This window comes from Catenuloplanes niger (genome assembly GCF_031458255.1).
Lineage (GTDB): Bacteria > Actinomycetota > Actinomycetes > Mycobacteriales > Micromonosporaceae > Catenuloplanes > Catenuloplanes niger.
Window position 1 is genome coordinate 4,807,411 of sequence record NZ_JAVDYC010000001.1, and the last position, 23,950, is coordinate 4,831,360.

29 protein-coding genes are annotated in these 23,950 nt (G+C 69.7%); all 29 read right to left on the bottom strand.

What is annotated here, in order from left to right:
* Window positions 1–82: 82 nt before the first annotated feature.
* Window positions 83–1,156, bottom strand: coding sequence for a flagellar biosynthesis protein FlhB (gene flhB, locus J2S44_RS21285; RefSeq protein WP_310416730.1), 1,074 nt, complete (start codon window positions 1,154–1,156; stop codon window positions 83–85).
* 16 nt (window positions 1,157–1,172) lie between these two features.
* Window positions 1,173–1,931, bottom strand: coding sequence for a flagellar biosynthetic protein FliR (gene fliR / locus J2S44_RS21290; RefSeq protein ID WP_310416733.1), 759 nt, complete (start codon window positions 1,929–1,931; stop codon window positions 1,173–1,175).
* A gap of 28 nt (window positions 1,932–1,959) precedes the next feature.
* A complete protein-coding gene (gene fliQ, locus J2S44_RS21295) occupies window positions 1,960–2,229 on the bottom strand; it encodes a flagellar biosynthesis protein FliQ (protein ID WP_310416736.1) in 270 nt (89 codons plus the stop codon).
* Between the two features lie 588 nt (window positions 2,230–2,817).
* Window positions 2,818–3,087, bottom strand: coding sequence for a flagellar biosynthesis protein FliQ (fliQ, locus tag J2S44_RS21300; protein WP_310416739.1), 270 nt, complete (start codon window positions 3,085–3,087; stop codon window positions 2,818–2,820).
* A gap of 109 nt (window positions 3,088–3,196) precedes the next feature.
* Window positions 3,197–3,970 (bottom strand): flagellar type III secretion system pore protein FliP, encoded by a 774-nt coding sequence (fliP, locus tag J2S44_RS21305; protein WP_310416742.1) that lies wholly within the window; start codon window positions 3,968–3,970, stop codon window positions 3,197–3,199.
* Window positions 3,967–4,413, bottom strand: coding sequence for a FliO/MopB family protein (locus J2S44_RS21310; RefSeq protein ID WP_310416746.1), 447 nt, complete (start codon window positions 4,411–4,413; stop codon window positions 3,967–3,969). The genes fliP and J2S44_RS21310 overlap by 4 nt, the downstream gene beginning before the upstream one ends.
* Before the next feature lie 10 nt (window positions 4,414–4,423).
* The gene (fliN, locus tag J2S44_RS21315; protein ID WP_310416749.1) at window positions 4,424–5,164 is read right to left on the bottom strand and encodes a flagellar motor switch protein FliN; all 741 of its coding nucleotides are present in this window, start codon (window positions 5,162–5,164) and stop codon (window positions 4,424–4,426) included.
* A 22-nt stretch (window positions 5,165–5,186) separates the two neighbouring features.
* Entirely contained in the window at window positions 5,187–6,095 is a 909-nt protein-coding gene (locus J2S44_RS21320) for a flagellar motor switch protein FliM (RefSeq protein WP_307242677.1), read from the bottom strand.
* Window positions 6,096–6,268: 173 nt separating this feature from the next.
* Entirely contained in the window at window positions 6,269–6,724 is a 456-nt protein-coding gene (locus J2S44_RS21325; RefSeq protein WP_310416752.1) for a flagellar basal body-associated FliL family protein, read from the bottom strand.
* A 35-nt stretch (window positions 6,725–6,759) separates the two neighbouring features.
* A complete protein-coding gene (locus tag J2S44_RS21330) occupies window positions 6,760–7,659 on the bottom strand; it encodes an OmpA/MotB family protein (RefSeq protein WP_310416755.1) in 900 nt (299 codons plus the stop codon).
* Window positions 7,660–7,697: 38 nt separating this feature from the next.
* Window positions 7,698–8,483 carry a motility protein A gene (locus tag J2S44_RS21335; RefSeq protein WP_310416758.1) on the bottom strand — a complete coding sequence of 262 codons (786 nt, stop codon included), beginning with the start codon at window positions 8,481–8,483 and terminating at the stop codon, window positions 7,698–7,700.
* Complete coding sequence (locus J2S44_RS21340) at window positions 8,483–8,779, bottom strand: flagellar FlbD family protein (protein ID WP_310416760.1); 297 nt, start codon at window positions 8,777–8,779, stop codon at window positions 8,483–8,485. The genes J2S44_RS21335 and J2S44_RS21340 overlap by 1 nt, the downstream gene beginning before the upstream one ends.
* 217 nt (window positions 8,780–8,996) lie before the next feature.
* The gene (locus tag J2S44_RS21345; RefSeq protein WP_310416763.1) at window positions 8,997–10,163 is read right to left on the bottom strand and encodes a flagellar hook protein FlgE; all 1,167 of its coding nucleotides are present in this window, start codon (window positions 10,161–10,163) and stop codon (window positions 8,997–8,999) included.
* Between the two features lie 59 nt (window positions 10,164–10,222).
* Window positions 10,223–10,699: a flagellar hook assembly protein FlgD gene (locus J2S44_RS21350; protein ID WP_310416766.1), complete on the bottom strand. Its 477-nt coding sequence runs from the start codon at window positions 10,697–10,699 to the stop codon at window positions 10,223–10,225.
* Between the two features lie 9 nt (window positions 10,700–10,708).
* Window positions 10,709–12,424, bottom strand: coding sequence for a flagellar hook-length control protein FliK (locus tag J2S44_RS21355; RefSeq protein ID WP_310416769.1), 1,716 nt, complete (start codon window positions 12,422–12,424; stop codon window positions 10,709–10,711).
* 51 nt (window positions 12,425–12,475) lie between these two features.
* Window positions 12,476–13,387, bottom strand: a complete 912-nt coding sequence (locus tag J2S44_RS21360) for a transglycosylase SLT domain-containing protein (protein WP_310416772.1) — start codon at window positions 13,385–13,387, stop codon at window positions 12,476–12,478.
* 80 nt (window positions 13,388–13,467) lie between these two features.
* Window positions 13,468–13,914, bottom strand: a complete 447-nt coding sequence (locus J2S44_RS21365; RefSeq protein WP_310416776.1) for a flagellar FliJ family protein — start codon at window positions 13,912–13,914, stop codon at window positions 13,468–13,470.
* Window positions 13,911–15,245 carry a FliI/YscN family ATPase gene (locus tag J2S44_RS21370; protein ID WP_310416778.1) on the bottom strand — a complete coding sequence of 445 codons (1,335 nt, stop codon included), beginning with the start codon at window positions 15,243–15,245 and terminating at the stop codon, window positions 13,911–13,913. Before J2S44_RS21370 ends, J2S44_RS21365 begins: the two co-directional genes overlap by 4 nt.
* Window positions 15,242–15,910: a FliH/SctL family protein gene (locus tag J2S44_RS21375; protein WP_310416784.1), complete on the bottom strand. Its 669-nt coding sequence runs from the start codon at window positions 15,908–15,910 to the stop codon at window positions 15,242–15,244. The genes J2S44_RS21370 and J2S44_RS21375 overlap by 4 nt, the downstream gene beginning before the upstream one ends.
* A complete protein-coding gene (fliG, locus tag J2S44_RS21380) occupies window positions 15,894–16,910 on the bottom strand; it encodes a flagellar motor switch protein FliG (RefSeq protein WP_310416788.1) in 1,017 nt (338 codons plus the stop codon). Before fliG ends, J2S44_RS21375 begins: the two co-directional genes overlap by 17 nt.
* A gap of 69 nt (window positions 16,911–16,979) precedes the next feature.
* Entirely contained in the window at window positions 16,980–18,563 is a 1,584-nt protein-coding gene (fliF, locus tag J2S44_RS21385) for a flagellar basal-body MS-ring/collar protein FliF (protein WP_310416790.1), read from the bottom strand.
* Window positions 18,563–18,886, bottom strand: coding sequence for a flagellar hook-basal body complex protein FliE (gene fliE / locus J2S44_RS21390; protein ID WP_310416794.1), 324 nt, complete (start codon window positions 18,884–18,886; stop codon window positions 18,563–18,565). The genes fliF and fliE overlap by 1 nt, the downstream gene beginning before the upstream one ends.
* On the bottom strand, window positions 18,886–19,284 hold the full coding sequence (locus tag J2S44_RS21395; protein WP_310416797.1) for a flagellar basal body rod protein FlgC: 399 nt from the start codon (window positions 19,282–19,284) through the stop codon (window positions 18,886–18,888). The genes fliE and J2S44_RS21395 overlap by 1 nt, the downstream gene beginning before the upstream one ends.
* Before the next feature lie 12 nt (window positions 19,285–19,296).
* Window positions 19,297–19,638, bottom strand: coding sequence for a flagellar basal body rod protein FlgB (locus J2S44_RS21400; RefSeq protein WP_307242693.1), 342 nt, complete (start codon window positions 19,636–19,638; stop codon window positions 19,297–19,299).
* 226 nt (window positions 19,639–19,864) lie between these two features.
* On the bottom strand, window positions 19,865–20,206 hold the full coding sequence (locus tag J2S44_RS21405; protein ID WP_310416800.1) for a hypothetical protein: 342 nt from the start codon (window positions 20,204–20,206) through the stop codon (window positions 19,865–19,867).
* An 11-nt stretch (window positions 20,207–20,217) separates the two neighbouring features.
* A complete protein-coding gene (gene fliS / locus J2S44_RS21410; protein ID WP_310416803.1) occupies window positions 20,218–20,601 on the bottom strand; it encodes a flagellar export chaperone FliS in 384 nt (127 codons plus the stop codon).
* A gap of 11 nt (window positions 20,602–20,612) precedes the next feature.
* Window positions 20,613–21,908, bottom strand: a complete 1,296-nt coding sequence (gene fliD / locus J2S44_RS21415) for a flagellar filament capping protein FliD (RefSeq protein WP_310416806.1) — start codon at window positions 21,906–21,908, stop codon at window positions 20,613–20,615.
* A 126-nt stretch (window positions 21,909–22,034) separates the two neighbouring features.
* Window positions 22,035–22,868 carry a flagellin N-terminal helical domain-containing protein gene (locus J2S44_RS21420; protein WP_310416809.1) on the bottom strand — a complete coding sequence of 278 codons (834 nt, stop codon included), beginning with the start codon at window positions 22,866–22,868 and terminating at the stop codon, window positions 22,035–22,037.
* A gap of 188 nt (window positions 22,869–23,056) precedes the next feature.
* Window positions 23,057–23,932: a sigma-70 family RNA polymerase sigma factor gene (locus J2S44_RS21425; protein ID WP_310416811.1), complete on the bottom strand. Its 876-nt coding sequence runs from the start codon at window positions 23,930–23,932 to the stop codon at window positions 23,057–23,059.
* Window positions 23,933–23,950: the final 18 nt, after the last annotated feature.

The following is a 23,950-nucleotide window of genomic DNA, read 5'->3' on the forward strand; positions in this document are numbered from 1 at the left end:
GTTCCCGGGCTGGTCCGTGCCCCTGCGTGAAGGTGCCGTCCTGGCGACGTTCCGATCGGCACCCCGGTGGGAGAGCTGAGGCTTACGCGGCCAGGCGGTGCGTGCCGGCCGCGGATCCGCGGGACTTCAGGCTCATCACGAACGCCAGCACCTTCGCCACCGCGCCGTAGAACTCGGCCGGGATCTCGGTGCCGATCTCGCAGCTGCCGTAGAGCGCGCGGGCCAGCGGCACGTCCTGGATCATCGGGATGCGGTTCTCGGTGGCCAGGTCGCGGATCTTCTGCGCCACGTTGCCCTGCCCCTTCGCGACCACCCGCGGCGCGCCCTTCTCCGGTTCGTAGCGCAGCGCGACCGCCACGTGCGTCGGGTTGACCAGCACCACGTCCGCCTTCGGCACGTCGGACATCATCCGGTTGCGGGCCATCGCGTGCTGCCGCGCCCGGATCTGGCCCTTGACGTGCGGGTCGCCCTCGGTCTTCTTGTACTCGTCCTTGACCTCCTGCTTCGACATCTTCAGCTGCTTCATGGTGCGCATCTTCACCACGAAGTAGTCGGCCGCGGCCATCACCAGGCCGGCCACCGCGGCGGTCCGGATGATCGCGATGGTGGCGTCCTTGACCATGTCCAGCAGCACCGCGAGCGGCAGGTTGCCGGCCGTCATCAGCGACGGGACCAGGTCCTTGATCTGCATGTACAGCACGCCGGCCAGGACCACCGTCTTGATCAGCGCCTTGACGCCCTCCCAGATCGCCTGCATGCCGAGGATCCGCTTGAAGCCCTGCAGCGGGTTGAGCCGGGAGAACTTCGGCATCAGCAGCTTGGTGGCGACGTGGATGCCGCCCTGCACGCCGGAGCCGATGATGCCGATCAGCATCATCGAGACCGCGAGCGGCGCCACCGCGTACGCCGAGCCCAGCAGCGCGTCGCGGAACATGTCCAGCGCGGAGCCGACGTCCGGGTTCTCCACCACGTCCGGCAGCCGCAGGATCACCTCCCGCGCCTTGATGACCGCCTGCTCCAGCGTCATCGGCACCAGCACGCTGGCCGCCGCGATGCCGGCCCACGCGCCCAGATCCGGCGTCTTGCCGATCTGGCCCTCTTCGCGGGCCTTCTTGAGTTTCTGCGGTGTGGGTTTCTCGGTCTTCTCGCCGCTCACGTCTCACCTCCCCGCGTCAGGCCCCGGACAGGGTGATGACCGCGGAGACCGCCTTCTCGATGATGGAGTCCAGCGCGCGCGGCAGCACCGCGATCGCGGTGCCGCCCAGCATCAGCACCAGGAAGATCTTGGCGGGGAAGCCGAGCGAGAACGCGTTGAGCGCCGGCGCGACGCGGTTGAGCAGGCCGAAGCCGACGTCCGTGAGGAACAGCACCGCGATCAGCGGGCCGGCGATCTGGATCGCGGCCAGGAACATGTCGACCACGCCCTCGGTGAGCAGCCTGGAGAGCGTCTCCAGGGAGAGCGTGTCGTTGAGCGGCAGCGAGGTGTACGACATCATGAAGCCGCGCAGCACCATCTGGTGCCCCTCGGTGGCGAACAGCAGCGTCACGGCCAGCAGGTTGTAGAACCGGCCGAAGATCGAGCTCTGCACCTGGGACAGCGGGTCGAACGCCATCGCGAGCGTGAAGCCGCCGAACAGGTCGATCATGTCGCCGGCCGCCTGGATCGCGGCGAACAGCAACGCGGTGATGAAGCCGAGCGCGGCGCCGACCACGACCTGTTCGACCACGCTGACGAGAAGAGCCGATGTCGCCAGCTCCGGTACCTGACCGGCGAGCTTGGGCGACATCGGCAGCGCGAGCGCGAGGGCGAGCAGGGCCTTGATCCGGGCCGGGATGAGCCGCGAGTTGAACGGCGGGCAGAGCGCCAGCCAGGCCGACGCGCGAACCATGGCGAGCAGCAGCGCAGTGAGGTTCGCGGTCTGCAGCTCCATCGACACCATCGCCCGGCCCGGCTCCCGCCTACCCGAGAAGGCTCGGGATCCGCTCGAACAGGTTGTGCGTGAAGGACGTCATCTCGTGCAGCATCCAGTTGCCGCTGACCAGCAGCGCGACGCCGCAGGCGATGGCCTTGGGCACGAAGCTGAGCGTAGCCTCCTGGATCTGGGTCACGGACTGGAACAGCGAAATCGCGAAGCCGATGGCCAGCGCGGTGAGCAGAACGGGCGCGCACAGCTTGGCCGCGATGGTCATAGCCTCAAGCCCGAGGTGCACAACCTGCGTGTCCGTCAACGTTTCGCCTTTCGCCGAGGTCCGCGGTGGCTCGTGCCCCGCTGAGAACTACTCTCCGCCCCGGCCGTGGCAGCCCGGTTACCCGCCCGGTCACCACTCGGTTGCGGCCCTCGACATGCCAACCCCGCAATTCCCACCCCACCCCCAGCGGGTACGCCTTCCGCCCGCCTTTGCTCTGCTTACCTGCGCGAACCGCGCGTATCGGGCACCGATGGTGGCCGCGGCGGGCGCCGTCGCGCGCCGCTGGGCGGCGGTGTGCGGTGTTTTGCGCAGGTAAGCAGAGCAAAGCCGGCGGCGGAGAGGGTGCGGGCCGCGGGCGGGGCGGGACCGCCGGCGCGGTGCGGGAAGTGAGCGGTGCGGGAATCGCGGGGGTTCGGTGAGTGGCCGGGACCGGCTCCGACGCGGCGGCCGGAGCGGAGCGCCGGCGGAGCCGGAGGCCTCCGCGCGGTTGGCCCGCGGGAGCGTGCGGGCCCGGACCACGCCGGGAGCGGGAAGATCGGTTTCCGGCTCTGAGGGGCTTGCCGGGTTTCCGCGACAAAAAAACAGGGCCCGGGTGGGGGAACCCGGGCCCTGCGGAGGAAGGACGTGTCAGCCGAGGAGGCTGGGGATGCGGTCGAAGAGCGCCCGCGTGAAGGACGTCATCTCGTGCAGCATCCAGTTGCCGCTGACCAGCAGCGCGACGCCGCAGGCGATGGCCTTGGGCACGAAGGAGAGCGTGGCCTCCTGGATCTGCGTGACGGACTGGAACAGCGAGATGGCGAAGCCGATGGCCAGCGCGGTGAGCAGAACGGGCGCGCACAGCTTGGCCGCGATGGTCATAGCTTCGAGCCCGAGGTGCACAACCTGCGTGTCGGTCAAGGTTTCGCCTTTCGCCTGGGAGCCGCGGGGCGACTGCCCCGCTGAGAAGTACTCTCCGGCACCGGCGTGGCGGAACGGTTACCGGTTCGGTCGCCGGTCGGTAGCAGGCTCAGCCGTAGCTGCCGACGAGCGCCGTGATGACCAGGCCCCAGCCGTCGACGAGGACGAACAGCAGCAGCTTGAACGGGAGTGCCACGGTCACCGGCGGCAGCATCATCATGCCCAGCGACATCAGGGACGCGGACACCACGATGTCGATGATGAGGAACGGGATGAAGATGACGAAGCCGATGATGAACGCGGCGCGCAGCTCGGACAGGATGAACGCGGGCACCAGCGTGGTCAGCGGCACCGCCTCCGGGTTGGCCGGTTTCTCCGCGTCCGCGACCTTGGTGAGCAGCGCGATCTCGTCGGCCCGGGTGTGCTCCAGCATGAACGCGCGCAGCGGCCGCACCCCGTCGTTGAACGCCGCGGTCTGGTCCTTGTCGCCCTTCAGGTAGGGCTGCACGCCGGTCGCGTTCACCTCGGACAGCACCGGACTCATGATGAAGAACGTGATGAACAGCGCCAGACCGGCGATTACCTGGTTCGGTGGCATCGAGGTGAGGCCGAGCGCGTTGCGGGTGATGCCGAGGACCATGAAGACCTTGGTGAAGCACGTGCAGAGCAGCAGCAGCGCGGGCGCCACGGAGAGCAGCGTCAGGCCGATCAGCAGCACGATCGACGTGCTGGGCTGGCCGGCGTCGCCGCCACCGTTGATGTTGATGTCGATCGTGCCGGCATCGGTCGGCTGCGGCGCGGGCGCGGCCGCGACCGACGCGGGGCTGATGATCAGCAGCGCGCCCAGCAGGAGCAGCAGTGCGGCCGTGCGCCTCGCGGTCATCGGCGGACCGTCCGCTCCCTCAGGAAGTTCACGGTCTGTGACCAGGTACGCCCGGTGGCCACGCCCCCGTCCGACGGGCGTTCCACGATCACGCTGTCCTCGGCGCCCTCGCCGCTGAGGTCCTCGCCGGGTTTCACGTGCTCGGGCAGCGTGATCCGGTTCCGCCGTTCGAGCGGCCCGGCCAGCTGCCGCTCGACCGCGGCCAGGTCGGTCTCGCCGAGCAGCGTCACCTGGCCCTCGGTCACGCCCACGATGAGCGCCTTGTCCACCACCCGGATCAGCGCGACCGACGAGCCGCGGCTGAGCTGCGCGCGGGACAGCACGTCCAGCGCGGCGCCGCTGTGCCGCCCGGTGAGCGGCTTCTTCAGCACGCGCGCCAGACCCCACATCAGGCCGAAGACGATGGCCAGCGAGAAGGTGATCCGGAGGACCAGCTCGAGCACGGGGTTTCACCTATTCGTTCGGTGTCATGATCTCGGTGATCCGGATGCCGAAGTTCTCGTCGATCACGACCACCTCGCCGCGTGCGATCAACCGGCCGTTGACCAGCAGATCGGCCGGGCTGCCCGCGGCCCGGTCCAGCTCGACGATGGTGCCGGGGGTGACCGAGAGCAGGTCGCGCACGCTCATCCGGGTGCGCCCGAGCTCGGCCGAGACCTCCATCTCGACGTCGTGCAGCATCTCCAGGCCGGCCCGGACCGCGGTGGCCGGCGCGGCGGCGCGGGGCGCGACGTCACCGCCCTCGGTCGGCCACGGCGAGAGCAGCACCGCGACCACAGCCCGGGTCTCGCCGCCCTCCAGCAGCGGCACGCTCACCGTCATGTCGCCCTTGACGGTCAGCGCGCTCATCGCGACCGCCGGCTCCATGACCTGGCCCGGGTCCAGCACGACCGGGCCGAACGCGCGGGCCGCGCCCTCCAGCGCGGGCCGGACCGCGGTGGCCAGGTCGAGCTCGCCGAGCGGGCTGGTGCGCAGCGCCTCCGCGAGGTCCGCGCCGACGATCACCACCACCTCGCCGGTGGCCGCGCCGCTGAACCGCGCGGTGATCGCCTGGCCGTCCGGAAGGTCGGTGAGCGCGCCCGCGACCGGCTGCCCGGCCTGCAGCGGCGTGCTGGTCGGCAGCACGGCGAGCGCGGCCTGCGCCGCGGAGCGCGCGAGCGTCAGCTGCGAGTCGGTGACGGTGGCCGCGGTCATGCGTGCACCCCCTGAGGCTGCGTCATTTGCGGGAGTCCTCCTTGGGCGAGGGCACGATCAGGCAGGCGAGGCGCGCTCCCTGGGTCCCGGGGACGGCGTGGGCGAAGACGGTGTCGTTGACCACGACGGAGAGGGGGACGGTGACCGGGTGCCCGAGCGGCACCACGTCGCCGGGGCGCAGGTCGACGATGTCGTCCGTGCGCATGCGGATCGGTGCGAAACGCACCGCCACGTCCAGCGGCGCGAGCGACAGGCCGGTGGTGAGGTTCGACTGCGCGCGCAGCAGGCTCATCCGCTCCTCCGGCGTCAGCTGCACGTCCTCGGTCGGCTTCTCCAGCACCGGCAGGATGCTCGCGAACGGGATGCAGATGCTGGCGATCGACTCCTCGGAGCCGACCCGGATCTCGAACGACGTGACCACCACGGCGTCACCGGGGGCGATCGTGCGGACGAACTGCGGGTTGTACTCGATCGCGCCGAGCTTCGGCTGGACCGTGACCATGGCCTCCAGGCCGTACGCGAGCTCGCCCAGCATCTTCTCGATCAGGCCGCGCAGCAGCGGCATCTCCAGATCGGTCAGCGGGCGTTCCGGCTGCGCGCCGCCGGGGCCGCCGAGCAGATGGTCGATGCTGGCCATCGCGGTGCTGAGCGGCACCTCGAACAGGATCGAGCCGGTGAGCGGCTCCAGCGTGACCACGGCCAGCACGGTCGGGTTGTTCAGCTGGGTCTGGTACTCCTCGTAGGTGAGCTGCTCGATGGCGAGCAGGCCGACCTGGGAGACCGCCCGGAGCCGGGTGGTGAGCAGGGTCCCGCAGCTGCGCGCATACGTCTCGAAGGACATCTGCAGGTTCCGCATGTGCTCGCGGGACAGCTTGATCGGGCGACGGAAGTCGTAGGGCTGCGGCCCCGTACCTCCGCCGCGACGCGACATGCGGCCCGATGCGACTTTGCCGGAGACCGCGGACGGCGACTTGGTCACGCGGTTCCCATCGGCATCTTGAGAGCTTCACTGAGAAAACCGCCCAAACTCGCCTCGGGCGGTGCCGGCGTGCCCGGCGGACCCCGGTGAACCGGAGCCCGCCTCGCACGTTACCGACATTTCGCTTATTGCGTGACGAAAGTCGTGTAGTAGATCGCCATGACCTCGTCCTCGTACGCTTCCTTGATCTTCTCGGTCAGCGCCTCCTTGAGCTTGGCGCGACCTTCGGCCGACTCCAGCTCGGCGACCTTCACGTTGGTGTACTGGTCGATCGCCAGGTTGAGCGCCTTGCTGCCGTCCGGCTCCGCGGCCGCGGTCGCGGTCGCCTGGAGCGCGATGCCGACCTTGAGGTAGTGCCCGGCGGCCAGGTTGATGGTGACCGGGTCCAGCGCCACGATCGCGCCCGGCTCCGGCTCCGGTGCGGCCTCCGCCTCGCTCGACCCGCCGGCCAGCATCATGTACGCGCCGCCGCCACCGCCACCGAGCAGCAGTACCGCCGCGATGATGATGATCATCAGGAGCTTCTTCTTGCCGCCCTTCTTGGGAGCGTCGCCCTCGGCGGCCTTCTCGTCCTTAGCCATGGAAATTCCCCTTCGAACGTGTGGAAGCTGGTGAGTTACTTGGTGCCGACGACCGTGGGCAGAAGGCTTGCCTGGGTGGCCGGAAGGGTGGTCAGGATGATGACGTCGACCCGGCGGTTCATGGTCACCGAGCGCGGGTCCTTCGGGTCGATCAGCGGGCGGGTGTCCGCGAAGCCGTTCGCCATCAGGCGCTTGTCCGAGATGCCGTCCGTGATCAGCCGCCGGACCACCGACGACGCGCGGGCCGAGGAGAGCTCCCAGCCGCTCGGGTAGTCGCCGGCCGACACGTTGAGCTGATTCGTGTGGCCGTCGACCTCGATGTTGTTCGGGATCTTCTTCAGCGCCGGGACCACCGAGTCAATGATCTTGTTGCCGCTGGGCCGCAGCTCCGCCTTGTTGCCGGCGAACACGACCTCGTTGGTGACCACGGTGACGATCAGGCCGCGCGCGTCGATCGAGTACTTGACCTGATCCTGCAGGCCGGCCTTCTTCAGCTCGGCGTCGATCTGCTGCTTGATCTTGTCGAGGTTCTCCGCCTCGGCCTTGGCGGCCGCCAGGTCCTGCGCGGCCTTCTGCCGGTCGGACGCGGCCACCGCCTGCTCGATCTGGTCCTCGGTGGCGGTCTTCGGGACGCCGGACACCTCCTCGGCCAGGCCGGGGTTGATATTCATGATGCTGGCGTCCGTGGCCGAGCCGTCGAGCAGCGAGATGTTCCCCTGCAGCGCGGCCGACTCGGCACCGAAACCCTGCTTGAGGCCGGCCGCGAGCTCGGCGTACTTCGCCTTGTCGACGTTGCTCATCGAGTAGAGCACCACGAACAGAACGAAGAGCAGGGTGAGCATGTCCGCGTACGAGACGAGCCAGCGTTCGTGGTTGACGTGCTCCTCGTGCTCCTCGTGGCCGCCCTTCTTCTTGGGCTTGGCTGCCTTGGCCATTACTCACCTCCCTCGGATTCGATGTGTCTGCTCATGGATCAGGCGGCCTTCTTGCCCTTGTCGTCCGCGGCCGGCTTGCCGCCCGGCGGGAGCAGGCTGCGCAGCTTCTGGGCGACCAGGCGCGGGTTGGAACCGGACTGGATGGCCAGCACGCCCTCGATGGTCAGTTCCATCTGGTCGACCTCCAGCGCGCTGAGCCGGGTGAGCCGGTTGCCGATCGGCAGCCAGAGGAGGTTCGCGCTGAGCACGCCCCACAGCGTCGCGACGAACGCCGCGGCGATCGCGTGGCCGAGGCCCTCGGGTTTGTCCAGGTTCTCCAGCACGTGCACCAGGCCCATGACCGTGCCGATGATGCCGATCGTCGGGGCGAAGCCGCCCATGTTCTCGAACATCTTGATCCCGGCCTTGTCCGCCTTCTTCTTGGCGGTGATCTCGGCGTGCAGGATGTCGTGCAGCTCCTCCGGGTCGGTGCCGTCGATCGCCAGCTGCAGGCCGCGCTTCAGGAACGGGTGCGGCACCTCCTTGACCGCGTCCTCCAGCGCCAGCAGGCCCTCGCGGCGAGCGCGCTCGGCCAGCTTGACGACGTCCTCGACCAGCTTGTCCGAGGCGACGACCTTGGCCAGGAACGCCTTCTGGAGCGAGGCGCCGAGCCCGGTCGTGTCCTTCAGGATGCCGCCGGCCATGGCCGCGCCGAGGCCGCCGCCGAACACCAGGAGCATCGACGGGAGCAGGATGATCGAGCTCGCGTGGCCGCCTTCGAGCGCCTGCACGACGAAGACGATGATGAGCGAGGCGACTACACCGACAATCGTCGCGATGTCCATCAACGGTCCTTTCGGTGGAGCGGAAGGACCTTCGCGGTCTTTTCCGGGTCAGGGTCAGAGTGGTCGGGCTCGTCGTCGAGCAGCTGGTGCGGAGTGGAGTCGAGGCGCTGCGCCTTGGCGATGAGGCCGGCGCGGTATCCCATGATCAGGTCGATGAACTCGGGCACCGATTCGGAGATGATGTACTTGGTGCCGTCGACCAGGGTGACGACGGTGTCGGGCGTGCAGTCCGCACGCTCGACGAGATCGGGGTTCAAGGCGAACACCGTGCCGTTCAGGCGGGTAACCAGGATCACGGAAAGGCCGTCCTCGGGCTCTGCTTGGCTGGGCTGGAAGGCCGTCCGTGGCCTGTACACAAGACTTTTCGACGCCGGCGCCGGTGAAGTGAGCCATCACCCGGTAGCAGGCCGGTCGCAAGCTGTTGCGGGAACTGAGCGAAAAAGGGCTCCGAAAAAGCAACCGGGGCGGGCCACTTTCGTGGCCCGCCCCGGCGGGTAAGACGCTTATGCGTGATTACCGCTTGATGTTGACCAGCTCCTCGAGGATCTGGTCGGAGGTGGTGATGATCCGGGAGTTCGCCTGGAAACCGCGCTGGGCGATGACCAGGTTGGTGAACTCGCTGGCGAGGTCGACGTTCGACATCTCGAGCATGCCGCTGGAGAGCGTGCCGAGTCCGCTGTCGGACGGCGTGCCCACCTGCGCCATGCCGGAGTTCACCGTGGTCCGGTACATCGAGTCTCCGACCTTCTCCAGGCCGCCGACGTTGTTGAAGTTCGCCAGCGCGACCTGACCCAGGGTCGACTTCATGCCGTTCGTGAAGACACCCACGATCTCACCGGTCTGCGAGATGTTGTACGAGGCCAGCGTGCCCGACGCGTTACCGTCCACCTGGTTCAGCTTCGGGTTGGTCTTGCCGCTGTACTCGGTCATCTTGCTGACGTCGACGGTGTAGTCGCCGAGCGTGATCGTGGGAGTGGTGGGGACACCGTCGGTGAAGTTGATCGTCGCGGTGCCTCCGCCGTTCGGCAGCTCGACGCTCCACGCGTCGTCGCCGGTCTTCGTGAAGCTGAGCGTCAGGCTCTCGGTCGCGCCGGTCTCCGTGAACACGCTGATCGGCAGCTCGATCGCGGGGTCGGTGGTGGCCGCCTCCGCGGAGAGGTTGCCGGTCAGCGTCACGGTGTCGGTTTCCTTCGGCGCGATGGTCTGGCCGAGCGGCAGCTTGATCGGCTCGATCGCGCCGTTGGCGTCGACCTGGCCGTCCGTCGCCTGCCAGCCCATCACCTTCTGGCCACCGACCGTGACCATGTTGCCCTGCGTGTCGAACGAGAACGAGCCAGCACGGGTGTACATGGTCTCGTTGCCGTTCTTCACCGCGAACATGCCGTCGCCCTGGATCATCAGGTCCGTGCTCCGACCGGTGGTCTGCGCGGAACCCTGCGAGAAGTTGGTGTTGATGCCGGCGAGCTTCACGCCGAGTCCGATCTGAGCGGGGTTTGTCCCGCCAGCCGTGTCCTGCGGTGAGCCGGCTGAGCGAACCATCTGGCTGAGCGTGTCCTGGAATACGGCGTTACTGGACTTGAATCCAGCCGTGTTCACGTTGGCAATGTTGTTGCCCGTGATGTCCATCATCTGCTGGTGGACACGGAGACCGCCGATTCCCGAGAACAGCGAACGCAGCATAGAGGTGGTTTCCTTTGTTCGGTGGAGTGTTGCTGGACCGGTTGTTCGCCGCGAAGCGTTTAGCTGGGCTTCGCGGCCTGACGAACATCCTTGACGTCTGACAGCGCTACATCCTTGTCCCCGATTTTCAGCGTCGGGGTGCTGCCACCAAATGTCGCCGACGTGACGACACCAGTAATGTCGGCACCCCCGGCGGGATCTTTAGCGGTCACGGTCTTCCCGATCAGATTGCTGGCGCCCAGCATCAGCTGGCTCTGCAGCATCGATGCCTGCCCGCTCGCCAGCGTGTCCAGTTTCGCCACGCTGTCGGCGATCGCGCCGAGTTTCTCCACCTGCGTGAACTGCGCGGTCTGGGTGAGGAACTGCGTGGCGTCCGCCGGATTGCTCGGATCCTGATACTTCATCTGCGCCACCAGCAGCTTCAGGAACGTGTCCTGGTCGAGCTTGTTGCTCGACTTCGCGGCCTCCTGGTTCGTCTTGCCCAGAACGTCGTTGATGTTGGTATATCCGGACCCGCCTACGGCGCCCGTGGTCATGTGTCCCCCTTAGGCCGTGGTGTCGACCCGGCGGGTGCCGCCGCGGTCGGTGAAGAAGCCGCGCGAGGCCCCGGCCGGCGCGGCGGCCGGCTCCGCGGCGGCGGACGCGTCGCCGCCGCCGTAGCCGCCCCGGTTCTGGTTGCGCAGCGCGAACTGCCGCTGGTACGCGTCCGCGTTCTGCTGCGGCGTCCCCGAGCTGAGGTCCAGGTTGGTGTTGCCGAACCCGGCGTCCTGCAGTTCCCGGCGCAGGTCGTTCATCGAGTTGCGCAGCGCCTCCCGGCCGGCCTCGGTGCCGCCGGACAGTTGCACGTTGATGTCGCCGTTCCGGATCTCCGCCACCACGCTCACCGGGCCGAGGTCGACCGGGTGCAGGTGCACGGTGAGCCGGTGGATGCCGTCCGCCTCCAGCTTCAGCGGTGCGATGTGCATCGCGACCTGCTGGGCCGGCGGCGTGTTCGGCGTGCCGGCGTAGGCCGGTGCCGGCGTGACCGCGGTGACCGGTGCGGCCGGTGCCGGCGCGGTGGGCTGCGCGATCGCACCCGCGGCCAGCGCCGGGTCCGGCGCGCCGGCCGGCCGCGCCGCGGTGCGCGCGGGGTCCGGACCCGGCGCGGGCGCGGCCTGCGGCCCGGCGGCGGTTCCGTCCGGTGCGGTCTCCAGGGGCGTCGCGGGTACGGCCGGAGCCGCGTTCCCGGACGCGTCGCCGCCCTGCCCGCCGTCGCCGGCCGCGGCGTCCTGGCCGGTGGCCGGCGTGGTGGTGGGGACGGTCGCGGCCGCCGGGTCGGCGGTGCCGGTGGCGTCCGCCGGCACGGTGCCGGGCGCCGCGTCGGCCGGGACCGCCGGTGCGGCCGTGGCCTGCGCCTCGGCCGGTGCGAGCGCACCGGGCAGCGCGACGGTCTCGCCGTCGGCCACCGGCGTGAAGCCGGCCGGCAGCGGCACGCCGGTCTCCGTACCCTCGGCGGGGTTGATCGTGGTGGGCGCGGTGCCGGCGGCCGGACCGGCCGCCTGGGCGAGCCCGGGGACGCCCGCGGCGATCGCCACGGCCTGCCCGGTCTGCGCGTTCTGTCCGGTCGCGGCCGCGGTGACCGAGGCGGTGGCGGCGCCGGCCGGTGCGGGCGAGGCCGGGATCACGGACGCGAGCAGCGCGGTGGCGGCGTCCATCGGCGCGGTGGCCGGCTTCTGCGCGTCACCCGCCGACGCGGCGGTGTCCTCGTCCGGCGTCGAAACCTCGGCGGTCTTCTCGGTGCCCTCGGCCGCCCCCGGCTCACCGGTCCGTCCGGTCTCGCCGGCCGCGCGCGCCTCCCGGGGGCCGTCGGTCTCCCGCGCCTCCCGGCTCTCGCGCGGGGCGCGTGCGTCCCGGGTTTCCCGCACGTCCCGGGTTTCCCGCACGTCCCGGGTTTCCCGCACGTCGCGGGTCTCCCGGGCGTCGCGGGTCTCCCGGGCGTCGCGGGTGTTCCGGGGGTTGCGGACCTCGCGTGTGTCGCGCGCCTCGCGGTCGAGGCGGCTGTCCCGCGGCGGCCGGGCCGCGTCGTGGTCACGGCGCTCGGTGGAGCGGTCGTTCTGTCGCTGGGTCTGCGGGCGCTGCGCCTCCGGCTGCTTCGAGTCCACCTCGGTGGCCAGCATCGAGGAGAACGCGTCGGCGTCGCCGCCGGGCCGCTTGGCGGCGTTGCCGGAGGCGTTGGTCTTCGACGTGGCGTTCGACGCGTTGATGGACATCGGGTTGGTCATCAGCTGGAACGTCTCCCTAAAAAAGGCGATATTTCGGGTTGAGGTCTCTGCTCAGCCGAGCGCGGCCAGCGCGGCCTTCACCTTCGGCACGTACGCCTGGGTCTCCGCGAACGGCGGGATCCCGTCGTACTTCTTCACCGCACCGCCGCCCGCGTTGTAGGCGGCCAGCGCCAGGTCGAGCGACTTGAACTCCCGGAGGTTCGACTTCAGCAGCTTGGCCGCCCCCTCGATGGCCTGCTTCGGGTCGAACGCGTTGTCGACGCCGAGACCGCGCGCGGTCGACGGCATCAGCTGCATCAGGCCCTGCGCACCGGCCGGGCTGACCGCCCTCGGGTTGTAGCCCGACTCCACCTTCGCGACCGCGGCCAGCAACTTCGCCGGCACGCCGTGCTTCGCCGCGGCCTGCGTGAACAGGTCCGCGTACGGCACACCGCTCAGCGACGCGCTGGTGCCGAGCGCGGCGGCCCGCAGCCCGGACACCGCGGCGGCCGGGACCGGCGTGGCGGCGGCCGGGTCGTCGATCACCCGGCGGATCGTGCTGGGCGTCTCGTACACCTTCTGGATCTTGACGTGGTCACCCGGCTTCGGCGCGGCGATCATCTTGTTGTCGCCGAGGTAGATGCCGACGTGGTCCACCGGCCGGTTGAACGCCAGGATGTCACCCGGCTCGGCCTGCGCGAGGTTCTGCACCGCGGTGCCGACCTTCGCCTGGTCGGCCGCGATGCGCGGAAGCTTGACGCCCATGTCGGAATAGGCGCGTTGCACGAGAGACGAGCAGTCCAGGCCCTTGTCCGGATTGGTGCTGCCGAACACGTACGGGACGCCGAGGTACTTCTTCGCTGCCTCGACGATGCCGGCGCCGGTGGCGCCGTTCGTGGCCGGCGAGGACCCGGTGGCCGCGGTGAGCGCGGACGCGAAGCCGGCGCCGCTCGCGGTGGTGGTGCGGGTGGTGCTGACCGTCACCGGGTTCGTGCTGGTCGGATTAAGGCCTAGCTGAGTCTGCAGTTGCGCGATGCGCTGCTGGACGTTAGCGATGCCTTGGATCACGCACTGGCTCCCCGGGCCGAAGCCCGCTGGCCGTTCGTCACGGCCAGTTCGTCGATCGCCTTCTGGTCGGTTGCCATCTCGTGGGCCTTGCGAGCCTCGGCATGCCGCTCGGCCAGCCGCTCCACCGCACGCCGCTTCTTGGCGGCGTCCGCGAGCAGCTGCTGCTGCAGTGCCGTGATCTCGCCGGCCTCGACGACCTTCGCCTCCGCGGCGGCCAGGTTGGCGGCGAGCGCCTGCCGGGCCACCAGGGCGGCGACGATCGCCCGGGCGGTGCCCTCGGTCGGCGCCTCCGCGCCGACCAGGTCGAGCGAGGCCCGCTTCGCCAGGTCCTGAGCATCGCGCTCGGCGGATCTGGCGCGGACGAGTCCGCCCTTCGCCGCGTCTTCCTGCGCCTGTCGAGCGCGGAGCACCGGTGCGAGTCGGAAGTGGCGGCGGTTCATCATGACCTTCCTTCAATCGGCAGGCTGTCGGCGTTCAGTAGGGAATTCAGCAAAGCCCAGGAGTGCTCGACCGGGGTGGGCTCGTCCAGGCTCTGCCGGAGGAACGCGAGGATCTGCGGCCACATGGCGTTGGCCAGGTCCGCGTCCGGGTTGGTGCCGGGGACGTACGCGCCGATCTCGACCAGCTCCCGCACGTCCCGGTGCGCGGCCAGCAGCCGGCGCAGCCGGGTGGCCAGCGCGCGCTGCTCCGGCGTGGTGACCACGTTCGCCACCCGGGAGATCGACTCCAGCGCCTCGATCGCCGGGAAGTGCCCGGACGTCGCGAGCTTGCGGTCCAGCACGATGTGGCCGTCCAGGATGCCGCGCGCCGCGTCCGCGATCGGCTCGTTGTGGTCGTCGCCCTCGACCAGCACCGTGTAGAGCGCGGTGATGCTGCCGATCGCGCCCGGGCCGGCGCGTTCCAGCAGCGACGCCATCATGCCGAAGACCGACGGCGGGTAACCGCGGGTGGCCGGCGGCTCGCCGACCGACAGGCCGACCTCGCGCTGCGCCATCGCGGTACGCGTGACGCTGTCCATCATCAGCAGCACGTCGCTGCCGGAGTCCCGGAACCACTCCGCCATCCGGGTCGCCACGAACGCGGCCCGCAGCCGCACCAGCGGCGGCTGGTCACCGGTCGCGATCACCACCACGGACCGCGCCAGGCCCTCCGGACCCAGGTCGCGCTCCAGGAACTCGCGCACCTCCCGGCCGCGCTCGCCGATCAGCCCGATCACCGCGATCTCGCAGTCGCAGCCGCGGGTGATCATGCTCATCAGTGAGGACTTGCCGACGCCGGAACCGGCGAAGATGCCCATCCGCTGGCCCCGGCCGAGCGGGATCAGCGTGTCCAGCACCCGCACGCCGAGCGGCATCGGGCGGTCCACGGTCTGCCGGGCCAGCGCGGACGGTGGCACCGCGTCGATGCTGACCCGCTCACCGCGCAGCGGCGGGCCGCCGTCCATCGGCCGGCCCAGCCCGTCCAGCACCCGGCCGCGCAGGTCGGGCCCGACCGGCACCTGCAGCGGGGCCCCGGTGTTCACCACCGGGGCGCCGGTGCCGATGCCGGTGATCGGGCCCAGCGGCAGGCAGCTGAGCCGCTCACCCTCCAGCGCGACCACCTCGGCCAGGATCGGCTCGTCGTCGCCGCCGATCTGCAGCAGGTCACCGACGCGGGCGCCGATGCCGCTGACCGTGACGCGCAGGCCGACCGCGCCGGTGACCTCGCCGACCGCCATCGGTTTCGCCGCGCGCACCGCCGAGCTGAGCCGGCTTCGCAGTGTCGACGTGCTCACAGGTCCAGCACCTCCCTCACCCGGGCCATCGCGGCCGCGATGGTGGCGTCGATCGTCGTGGGACCGCATTCGGCGACCGCGTCGCCCGGCTGCAGGCCCGGATCGGGTTGCATCCGGATCACCCGGCCCTCATAAGTGAACTCGCCACCGGTAGCGGTGGTCAGCAGGTTTTGGTAATCGTTCGGGTGCAGCCGGACCCGGACGTCGCCGGTCGGCGGCGCCATCGCGAGCGCGCGGTGGATCGCGTCCAGCCCGCCGTTCTGCGCCGTCGCCAGCTCCCGGCCGATCACCGCCTCGGCCAGTTCCAGCGCGCAGGCCAGCACGGTCTCCTGCAGGTCGGCGAGGGTCGGGACGATCCGCGCGTCCAGCCGGGCCACGGCCGCGCCGATCGCGGCCACCGCGGAGGCCAGCGCGGCCTCCCGCCTGGCCTCGTGCACGCGGTGCGCGGCCTCGGCCTGATCGCGCGCGGCGTGCGCGGCGACCGCGGCGGCCTGCTGGCCCTGCGCCCAGCCCTCGGCGTAGCCGGCGGTGCGGGCCGCGGTCCGGGCCCGTTCCACCGCCTCGGCCGGCACCGGCGCCTCGTGGCGCAGGTCGATGTCGAACCGCGCGGCCGCGACGTGACCGGCGTTCTCGGCCCGGATGACCGGGTCAGGCGATGAGCTCATCCTCCGCGTCACCGCCGCCCCGCTGGATCTCGATCTGTCCGGAGTCCTCCAGCGCCCGGATGACCTGGACGATCTTCGTCTGCGCCTCCTCGACCATCCGCAACCGGACCGGGCCGAGCAGGTCGATCTCCTCGAGCAGGTTCTCCCGGGCCCGCTCGGAGAGGTTGCGCACGACCTTGTCGCGTACCTCCGCCGCGACGCCCTTGAGCGCGGTGGCCAGGTCGTTCGACTCGACCTGCCGCAGGATCAGCTGAATCGCGCGGTCGTCCAGCGTCTTGATGTCCTCGAACATGAACATCCGGCGCCGGATCTCCTCGGCCAGCTCCGGGTCGCGGCCCTCCAGGCCCTCCAGGATGAGCCGCTCCGAGCCGCGGTCCGACCGGTTGATGATGTCCACCAGGGGTTGCAGGCCGCCGACCGTGGAGAGCTCGGACGGCTGCAGCACGGTGCTGAGCTTCCGCTCGAACGCGATCTCGACCTGCCGGATGACCTCGGGGGAGGTGCGGTCCATCTTCGCGATCCGGTGCGCGACGTCGGACTGCGCGTTCGCGTCCAGGCCGGAGAGGATCTGCGAGGCGAGCGTGGACGGCAGGTGCGCCAGGACCAGCGCGATCGTCTGCGGGTGCTCGTGCTGCAGGAAGGACAGGACCTGCCGGGGGTCGGCGTGGCTGAGGAAGTTGAACGGCATGTCCGTCATCGACGCGTTCAGCCGGTCCAGGATCATCGAGGCGCGCTCCGGACCGAGCGACGCCTCCAGCAGTTCCCGGGCGTACTCCAGACCGCCCTGGCCCGCGTGCCGCACCGTGATCTGCGCGTGGAACTCGTCCATCACGGTGTCGGCGGTCTCCGACTCCACCCGGCCCAGCCGGGCGATCTCCGCGGAGAGCTCCTCGACCTCGCTCTCCTTCAGCTGGGCGAGCAGTTTCGCGGAGCGCTCCTTGTCCATCTGGACCAGCATCACGGCGGCCTTGCGCAGGCCGGTCATCGTTCCGCTTGCCATCCGGCACCCCCATCTCGGCGAAAATGCGGCAGGCCCGGCCGGGGTCTCCCCGGCCGGGCCTGTGGTCCACTACCTGCGCTCCGACATCCAGCCGCGGAGCATCTGCGCGACCTCGTCGGGCTGGTCGTCGACCATGCGCTCGATCTCCTTCTGCCGCATCGCGCGGTCCTCGGCGTGCTGGTCGTTCGCGCGCTCGATCTCGACCTGCGTGCTCATCGAGGCGCGGCGGGCGCGCTCGGCCTCCTCCTCGGCGGCCAGACGGGCCAGCTCCTCCTCGGTCAGGCGCTGGCGGCGGGCCTTCCGGCCGGCGCGCCACGCCACGAACACCAGGATCAGCAGGATCAGCACGACCGCGCCGGTCTTGGCCAGCGACAGGTAGGTGGCCTGCTTCTCCGCGTTGGTCGCCTGGGTCAGCGACGCGGAGGCGGCGTCCGCGGCCGAGGTGTCGAACGGCACGGCCGACACCGCGAGCGTGTCACCGCGGGTGGTGTCGATGCCGGCCGCGGACGCGACCAGCTTCTCCACCTCGGCCGGGTCCATGCCGCCCGCGGCCGCGCTGTTGATGATGACGCCCATGTTGAGCTTCTTCAGCGCGCCACCGGCGGCCTTGCGGACCTCCTCGGTCTTGTTGACCGCGTTGTTCTTGGTGGACGTGGTCGACTCGTAGGAGCCGTTCGCGCCGTTCGCGTTGCCGTTCGGCACCTGGATGTTGTCCGGGCCGAGCACGCCGGCCGCGGTGTTGCCACCGTTCGCGTACGTCTCCCGGCTGTTCGACTCCGACAGCGCCGGCACGGTCGGGTCGAAGCTGTACTTCGTGGTCTTGGTCTCGGTGTTGTCGAAGTCCAGGTCCGCGGTGGTGGTGACGGTCGAGTTGCCCGGGCCGAGCACCTTGTCCAGCATCGCCTGGATCTTGTTGTTCATCTGGGTCTGGAACGCGGCGGTCTTCTGGTCGCCGTCGCCGCTGCCCGCGCCGACCGTGGTGCCGTCCCCGGCGGAGAGCACCTTGCCGGACGAGTCGGCCACGGTCACCGCGGTCGGGTCGAGCCCGTCGACGCTGGACGCCACCAGGTGGACGACGGACTGGACCTGCTGGTTGCTCAGCGGGGTGTTGCCCTGCGCGGCGATCAGGACCGAGGCGGTCGGCTTCTCCGCGTCGTCGGAGAACACGTCCTTCTGCGGGATCGCCAGGTGCACGGTCGCGGCCTGGACGCCGTCGATCGAGCCGATGGTCTTGTTGAGCTCGCCCTCCAGCGCCCGCTGGTAGCCGACGTGCTGCATGAACTCCGAGGTGGTGATGCCCTGCTTGTCCAGCAGCGCGTAACCGGAGTCGGAGTTGGCCGGCAGTCCTTGGCCGCTCATCTGGATCCGCAGGTCGTAGACCTGGTCCTTCGGAACCATGATGGTCGCGCCGCCGTCGGCGAGCTCGTACGTGACACCCTCAGCCGTGAGATTCTCGACGATCGCGCTCGCGTCCTCACCGGAGAGGTTGTTGAACAACATCGCGTACGAGGGCTTCGAGGCCCAGGTGGCGAAGAAGTAACCGCCGATGGCGAGCGCGAGGACCGCGAAGATCGTGACGGCCTTCTGGCCGGTGGTGAAGGAGGCGAACGAGTCGGTCAGGCGGCGGACGGGCGCCGGAAGCCGGTTCTTCATTAAGCCTGCATCCTCATAATCTCTGTGAAGGCCTCAACGGCCTTGTTCCGAACTGCCACGGTGAGCTGGGTCGCCAGCGCCGCTTCGGTGCTGGCCATCGTGTAGGCGGCTGGATCCGAGAGAGTGCCGTTAGCGGCTTGTACAGCCAGTTCATCGGCACGGCCCTGCACCTTCTGAAGGTTTTCCAGGCCGCTGGTGAGCATCGAGGCGAAGTCGCCGTTCGGGCCGGAGACGGCCGGGGTGGCGGACGGCGCGGTCGGTGCGACGGGTGCGATCGGCAGCGCGGCGCCGATGCCGGAGATGCCGGAGATCGGAGATGTCATCAGGAGCCCTTCCCGAGCTGGATGGCGGCGTTGTAGGAGTCCTTGGCGCGTTCGACGACGGACAGGTTGGCCTGGTAGCCGCGCTGCGCCATGACCAGCTGGCCCATCTGGGAGCCGAGGTCGATGTCGGGCATGCGCACGTATCCGTCGGCGTCGGCGAGCGGGTGGTTCGGGTCGTGGACCAGCCGGCCCTCGGCACTGCCGAACGCGGCGCCGCCGACCTGCACACCGTTGCCGTCGCCGGCCTCCTGCGCGATGACGTAGCGCTCGCGGAACGCGGACTCCGACGTCCGGGTGACCGTGTTCATGTTCGCGACGTTGTCCGAGACCGCGTCCAGCCACTTGCGGTAGACCGTGACGCCGGTGCTGGCGACGCCGATCGCGTTGAATGTGCTCACCGGTTATCCCCCTCAGCCCTTCAGAACCGTGCTGATCAGGCCGTACTTGCTGTCCAGCGCGCGCAGCGTCAGCTGGTACCGCATGGACGTGTCGACGTGCGAGAGCGTCTCCTCGTCGAGGTTGACGTTGCTGCCGTTGAGCCGGGTCGGCTCCAGCGAGCGGTCGACGGACGGTGCGACGCGGGTCGGCTGGCCGGTCTCGACCGCGTGCGAGAGCGCCTCCTCGAACTTGACCTTCTGGGCGTGGTAGCCCGGGGTCTCGATGTTGGCGATGTTGTTGGCGATCGCCTTCTGCCGGGCGGCGAGCCCGTTCACGGCGATACGCAGCGCTGACGACGTGACATCGTCGAACACGGCAGCGACTCCTTCCCCCTTGCGTGGCCGCCGGTCCGTGGCGAGTCGTTCCCCGAGCGCTCCGTGCTCGTGCCCTTCCCATCGGCCGGGGCGGCGCGGGCTTGAGGCCGCACGGGTTTCCGGTCGGTTGCGGATTTCGCTGTCGAGTTGTCAAGAGACGCGTCCCCACGGACCCGGAGCGGGTCCGTGGGGACAGGGGCGGTGCAAAAGCGTCGAGGGTACGGGTTCACATCGCGCAGTCCAGGTACGCCGGGCGGGACGGCACCGAGTCGCGGGTCTCCACCTTCGCCACGGCGGCCACCTGCCGGCGCGTGCCGACCAGGCGCTGGGCGAGCAGTTGCGCGGCCGCGGTCTGCCGTTTGAGGATGCCGTCCGCGCGCGGGCGCAGGTCCAGCGGCAGCGGGCCGAGCCCTTCCGGCGGCGACCACGGGTCGGGCACCGGCGTGTCGTCGAGCCGGTGCGTGTCGGCCAGCATCGTCTCCACGGCGGCGACGTCCAGTTCCAGGCGGTCGAGCGCCTTCGTCCAGGCCGACCGCCAGCCCTCTTCCGTACCGTGCGGGGTGTTCATGGTGGTTTCCCTCAGCCGGCCGCCGCGGGCTGCGCGGCCGCCTCCCGCCACGCGTCCCGGACCGGTTCGATCTGTTCGCGCACCGCGCGGGCCCGCGCCGCGTCGTTGCCCACGTTCGCGCCGATCAGCTCCGCCAGCCAGTACGCGTAGAGCGCGGCCAGCCCGGCCGCGCCGGACCAGACGGACATGTCCAGCGTCGACCGCAACTCGATGATGATCTCCTGGGCGTGCTGGAGCTTGTCGGCCGCGGTGATCCGGTCGCCGGCCAGCAGCGCCTCCTCGCCCTGCGCCACGTCCAGCACCAGGCGGTCGTAGAGCATTACCAGCAGCCGCCCGGGTGAGGCGGTGGCGATCGAGTCGTTGAGGTAACGGTTACGCAGGGCTGGGCTGGTCATCTGGGCTCCCCTTACAGGCCGGCGAGCTGACCGGCCAGCCAGTTGGACTGGTTCTTCATGCTGCTCAGCGAGGTCTCCAGGTTCGCAAACTGGCGGGTCAGCGCCGTTTTGCGAGTGGCGAGCCGGATGTCCCAGTTGCTGATCTGGTCGTTCATGTCGTCGATGAGCGACTTACGGCCGTTGATCACGTCCGTCACGCCGGTCTGCGACCTGTCCGCGAGTTCCTTGACCCCGGTCGCGTACGCCGTGGTGGCGGTCTTGATGGCGTCCGGGTCGGCCTCGTAGGTGTTCTTGAACTTCGCCTCGTCGAAGGAGACCGTGCCGTCCCGGGTGAGCGAGATGCCCAGTTTCGAGAGGCTGCCGAAGTTGTCCAGGCCGCCGCTGACCGTGCCGAGCAGCCGCTGACTGATCTGTCGCACCGCGAAGTCGCCGGTCAGCGCGGCGGAGCCCTTGTTCGACGAGTTGTACGCGGTCTGCTTGCCGATCTCGGAGAACGTGCCGTTCATGGCGTCGACCAGCGACTTCACCTTGGCGGTGATCGCCGAGGTGTCCGAGGCGACGTCGACCGTGACACCGGTCTCGCCCTCCTTGGTGACGGTGATCGAGGTGCCGGTGATCAGGTTGCCGAACGTGTTGCTGGAGCTGGTGACCGCGAAGCCGCCGTCCGCGTCCGCGCCGCCCACCTGGAGCTTCGCGTCGCTGGCCGCGGTCGGGGTCTTGATGTCGGTGTCGAAGCCGCCGTCGATGGTGAAGCCGTTCGCCAGGCCGGGCTTCGTGGAGCTCATCTGCAGGACGCTCTCGCCGCCCTCCAGGGCCACCACCGTCGCCTTGATACCGAGACCGGCGCCGTTGATCGCGCTGGCGATGCCGGCGAGCGAGCGGTCCGCGGAGACGTCGACGCTGGACTGCGTACCGTCGCCCTTGGTGATGGTGATGCTGCTCTGGCTGGTGGCGTCGCCGGTGCTGACGGCGCGCGTGGTGGAGACCTGTGACTTGGCCAGCGAGATCACGTCGAACGTGACCGCGCCGGTCTGGGTGGTGTTGCCGCTCGCGGTGGTCGCGGTGACCGAGCTGCTGCTCGAGGTCGCCTTCGCGGACCGCCAGGTGGCGAGCTTGCCGAGGTCGTCGGCCGCGGTCTTGATCGCGGCCAGCTTCGTGTTCACGGACTGGTAGGCGGTGACCGCCTTCTCCTCCGTGCTCACCTTGGACTTCAGGCGAGTCTGACCGGCCGCCTCGACCTGCATGAGCTGGGAGACGAGCGCGCTGGTGTCCATGCCGCTGACGAGGCCGCTGACGCTGGTGGTCACGGGCGATCCCTCCGAAGGTAGGGAGATGAGGCCTTATGGGATAGGGGCGGCCGGCGCCGTCTGCCAGCCACCCCTACCTATTCGATTGTGAAAAGCGATCTTCAGTTGATTAAGTTGTTGTGTGGCCTAGCGCAGCAGCGACAGAACACCCTGCGGGGCCTGGTTCGCCTGGGCCAGCATCGAGGTGCCAGCCTGCGACAGGATCTGGGCCCGCGTGAACGAGACCATCTCCTGGGCCATGTCGGTGTCACGGATACGCGACTCCGACGCCGACAGGTTCTCGACCGACACGTTCAGGTTGTTGATCGTGTGCTCGAGACGGTTCTGGTACGCACCGAGCGTCGCACGGGTGGTGGAGACGTTCGCGATGGCGGTGTCGATGGCCGCGAGGGCCGTGTCGGCACCACCGGCGGCGATCAGATCCTGGCCGCCGACGCCCAGACTCGTGGAGTCCATGGCCTGGGTGATCGCCACCTGGAACTTGCCACCCGTGGTGGTGACGTCCTTCCAGTCCACCTGGAAGTCGCCGGAGTAGTTGCCGTCGAGGAGCGCCTGGGACCCGAACTTGGTGGTGTTCGCAATCCGGTCGAGCTCCTTGCCCAGCTCCTGAAACTCGGTGTTGCTCGCGGTACGCGCGTCGACGTCGTTGGAACCCGACGACGACGCCTGCACCGACAGGTCACGCATACGCTGGAGAATGCTGTGCACCTCGGTGAGCGCACCTTCAGCGGTCTGCACGACGCTGATACCGTCCTGCGCGTTACGAACGGCGACCTTGAGGCCACCGGTCTGGGCGCGCAGGCCCTCGCTGATGCTCAGACCAGCCGCGTCGTCGGCCGCCCGGTTGATGCGGAAACCGCTGGACAGCTTCTCCAGCGACTTCGCCATCTGACCGTCCGTGACGGACAGGTTCCGGTAGGCGTTCTGTGCGGCGATGTTCTGGTTGATACGAAGACCCATTTGAAATTCCTCCTTGATATCGGGCCCCTGTGCGGCACATCCGTGCGCCGTACGCCATGACTATTCGGCGCGGGGGACTCGCTCTTGAGATTTCGCGAGACTTTTTCTGGCTTGCGGCCGGCGATTCCGTGCGGAGGCCGGCGGTGCCGCCGACCGACGAATCGGCGGCGCGGCGCGGCGCCTGAGGGTCAGGCCGCTATCGCGATCGGCACCCCGTGGTGATCGGTGAACGCGAGCCGGGTGTGCAGGTTCCCGAGCGAGCCCACCTCCTGGTAGTAGGAGGCCCGCCGGCGTGCCACGCACCCGTCCTTCCTGTCCTTGCGGTCGATCAGGTCCGGGTCCAGGTGCGTGTTGAGTCCTTCGCGCAGCAGCGTCAGTGCCTCCGCGCGCAGCTGCGAGACGCGGGACTCGGTCACGCCGAGCTCGGCCGCGATCGTGGCCATCGGCCGTTCCTGCATGAAGTAGCCGTTGACCACGGTGCGCAGCCGGTCCGGCAGGGCCTCGATCGCGTTGTGCAGGTAACCGATCTTCTCCCGGTGCAGCAGCAGGTCCTCCGGGCCGGCGGTGCGCTCGGTGACCATGTCCTCCGCGGCGCCGGTGGTGAAGCCCTGCAGGCTGAGCACGACCGCGCGCTGCACGTCGTCCTCCACCTCCTTGAGCTCGTCCACCGCGATGCCGAGGAACGCGGCCAGCTCCTGCTGGGTCGGTGTCCGCCCGAGCGTGGCGGTCAGTTCCTGCCGGGCGGTGTCGGTCTTGCGGGCCCGGGATCGTACGGACCGGGACGCCCAGTCCAGATGGCGCAGCTCGTCGAGGAGCGCGCCGCGCACGCGGGTGGCGGCGAACCGCGCGAACGGGATGCCCCGCGACGGGTCGAAGCCACGCGCGGCCGTGACCAGCGCGGCGAGGCCGGCCGAGGTCAGGTCGTCGCGATTGACGTGCGAGGGCACCCGGCTCAGCATGTCGCGGACCAGGTGGCCGACGAGCGGGATGTGTTCCCGGATCAGATGCTCGTGCTCGTGGGCGGTGGCGACGTTCGCGGCGGTGGCCGCGGCGACGGCAGTCATGAGATTCCCCCTCAGGCG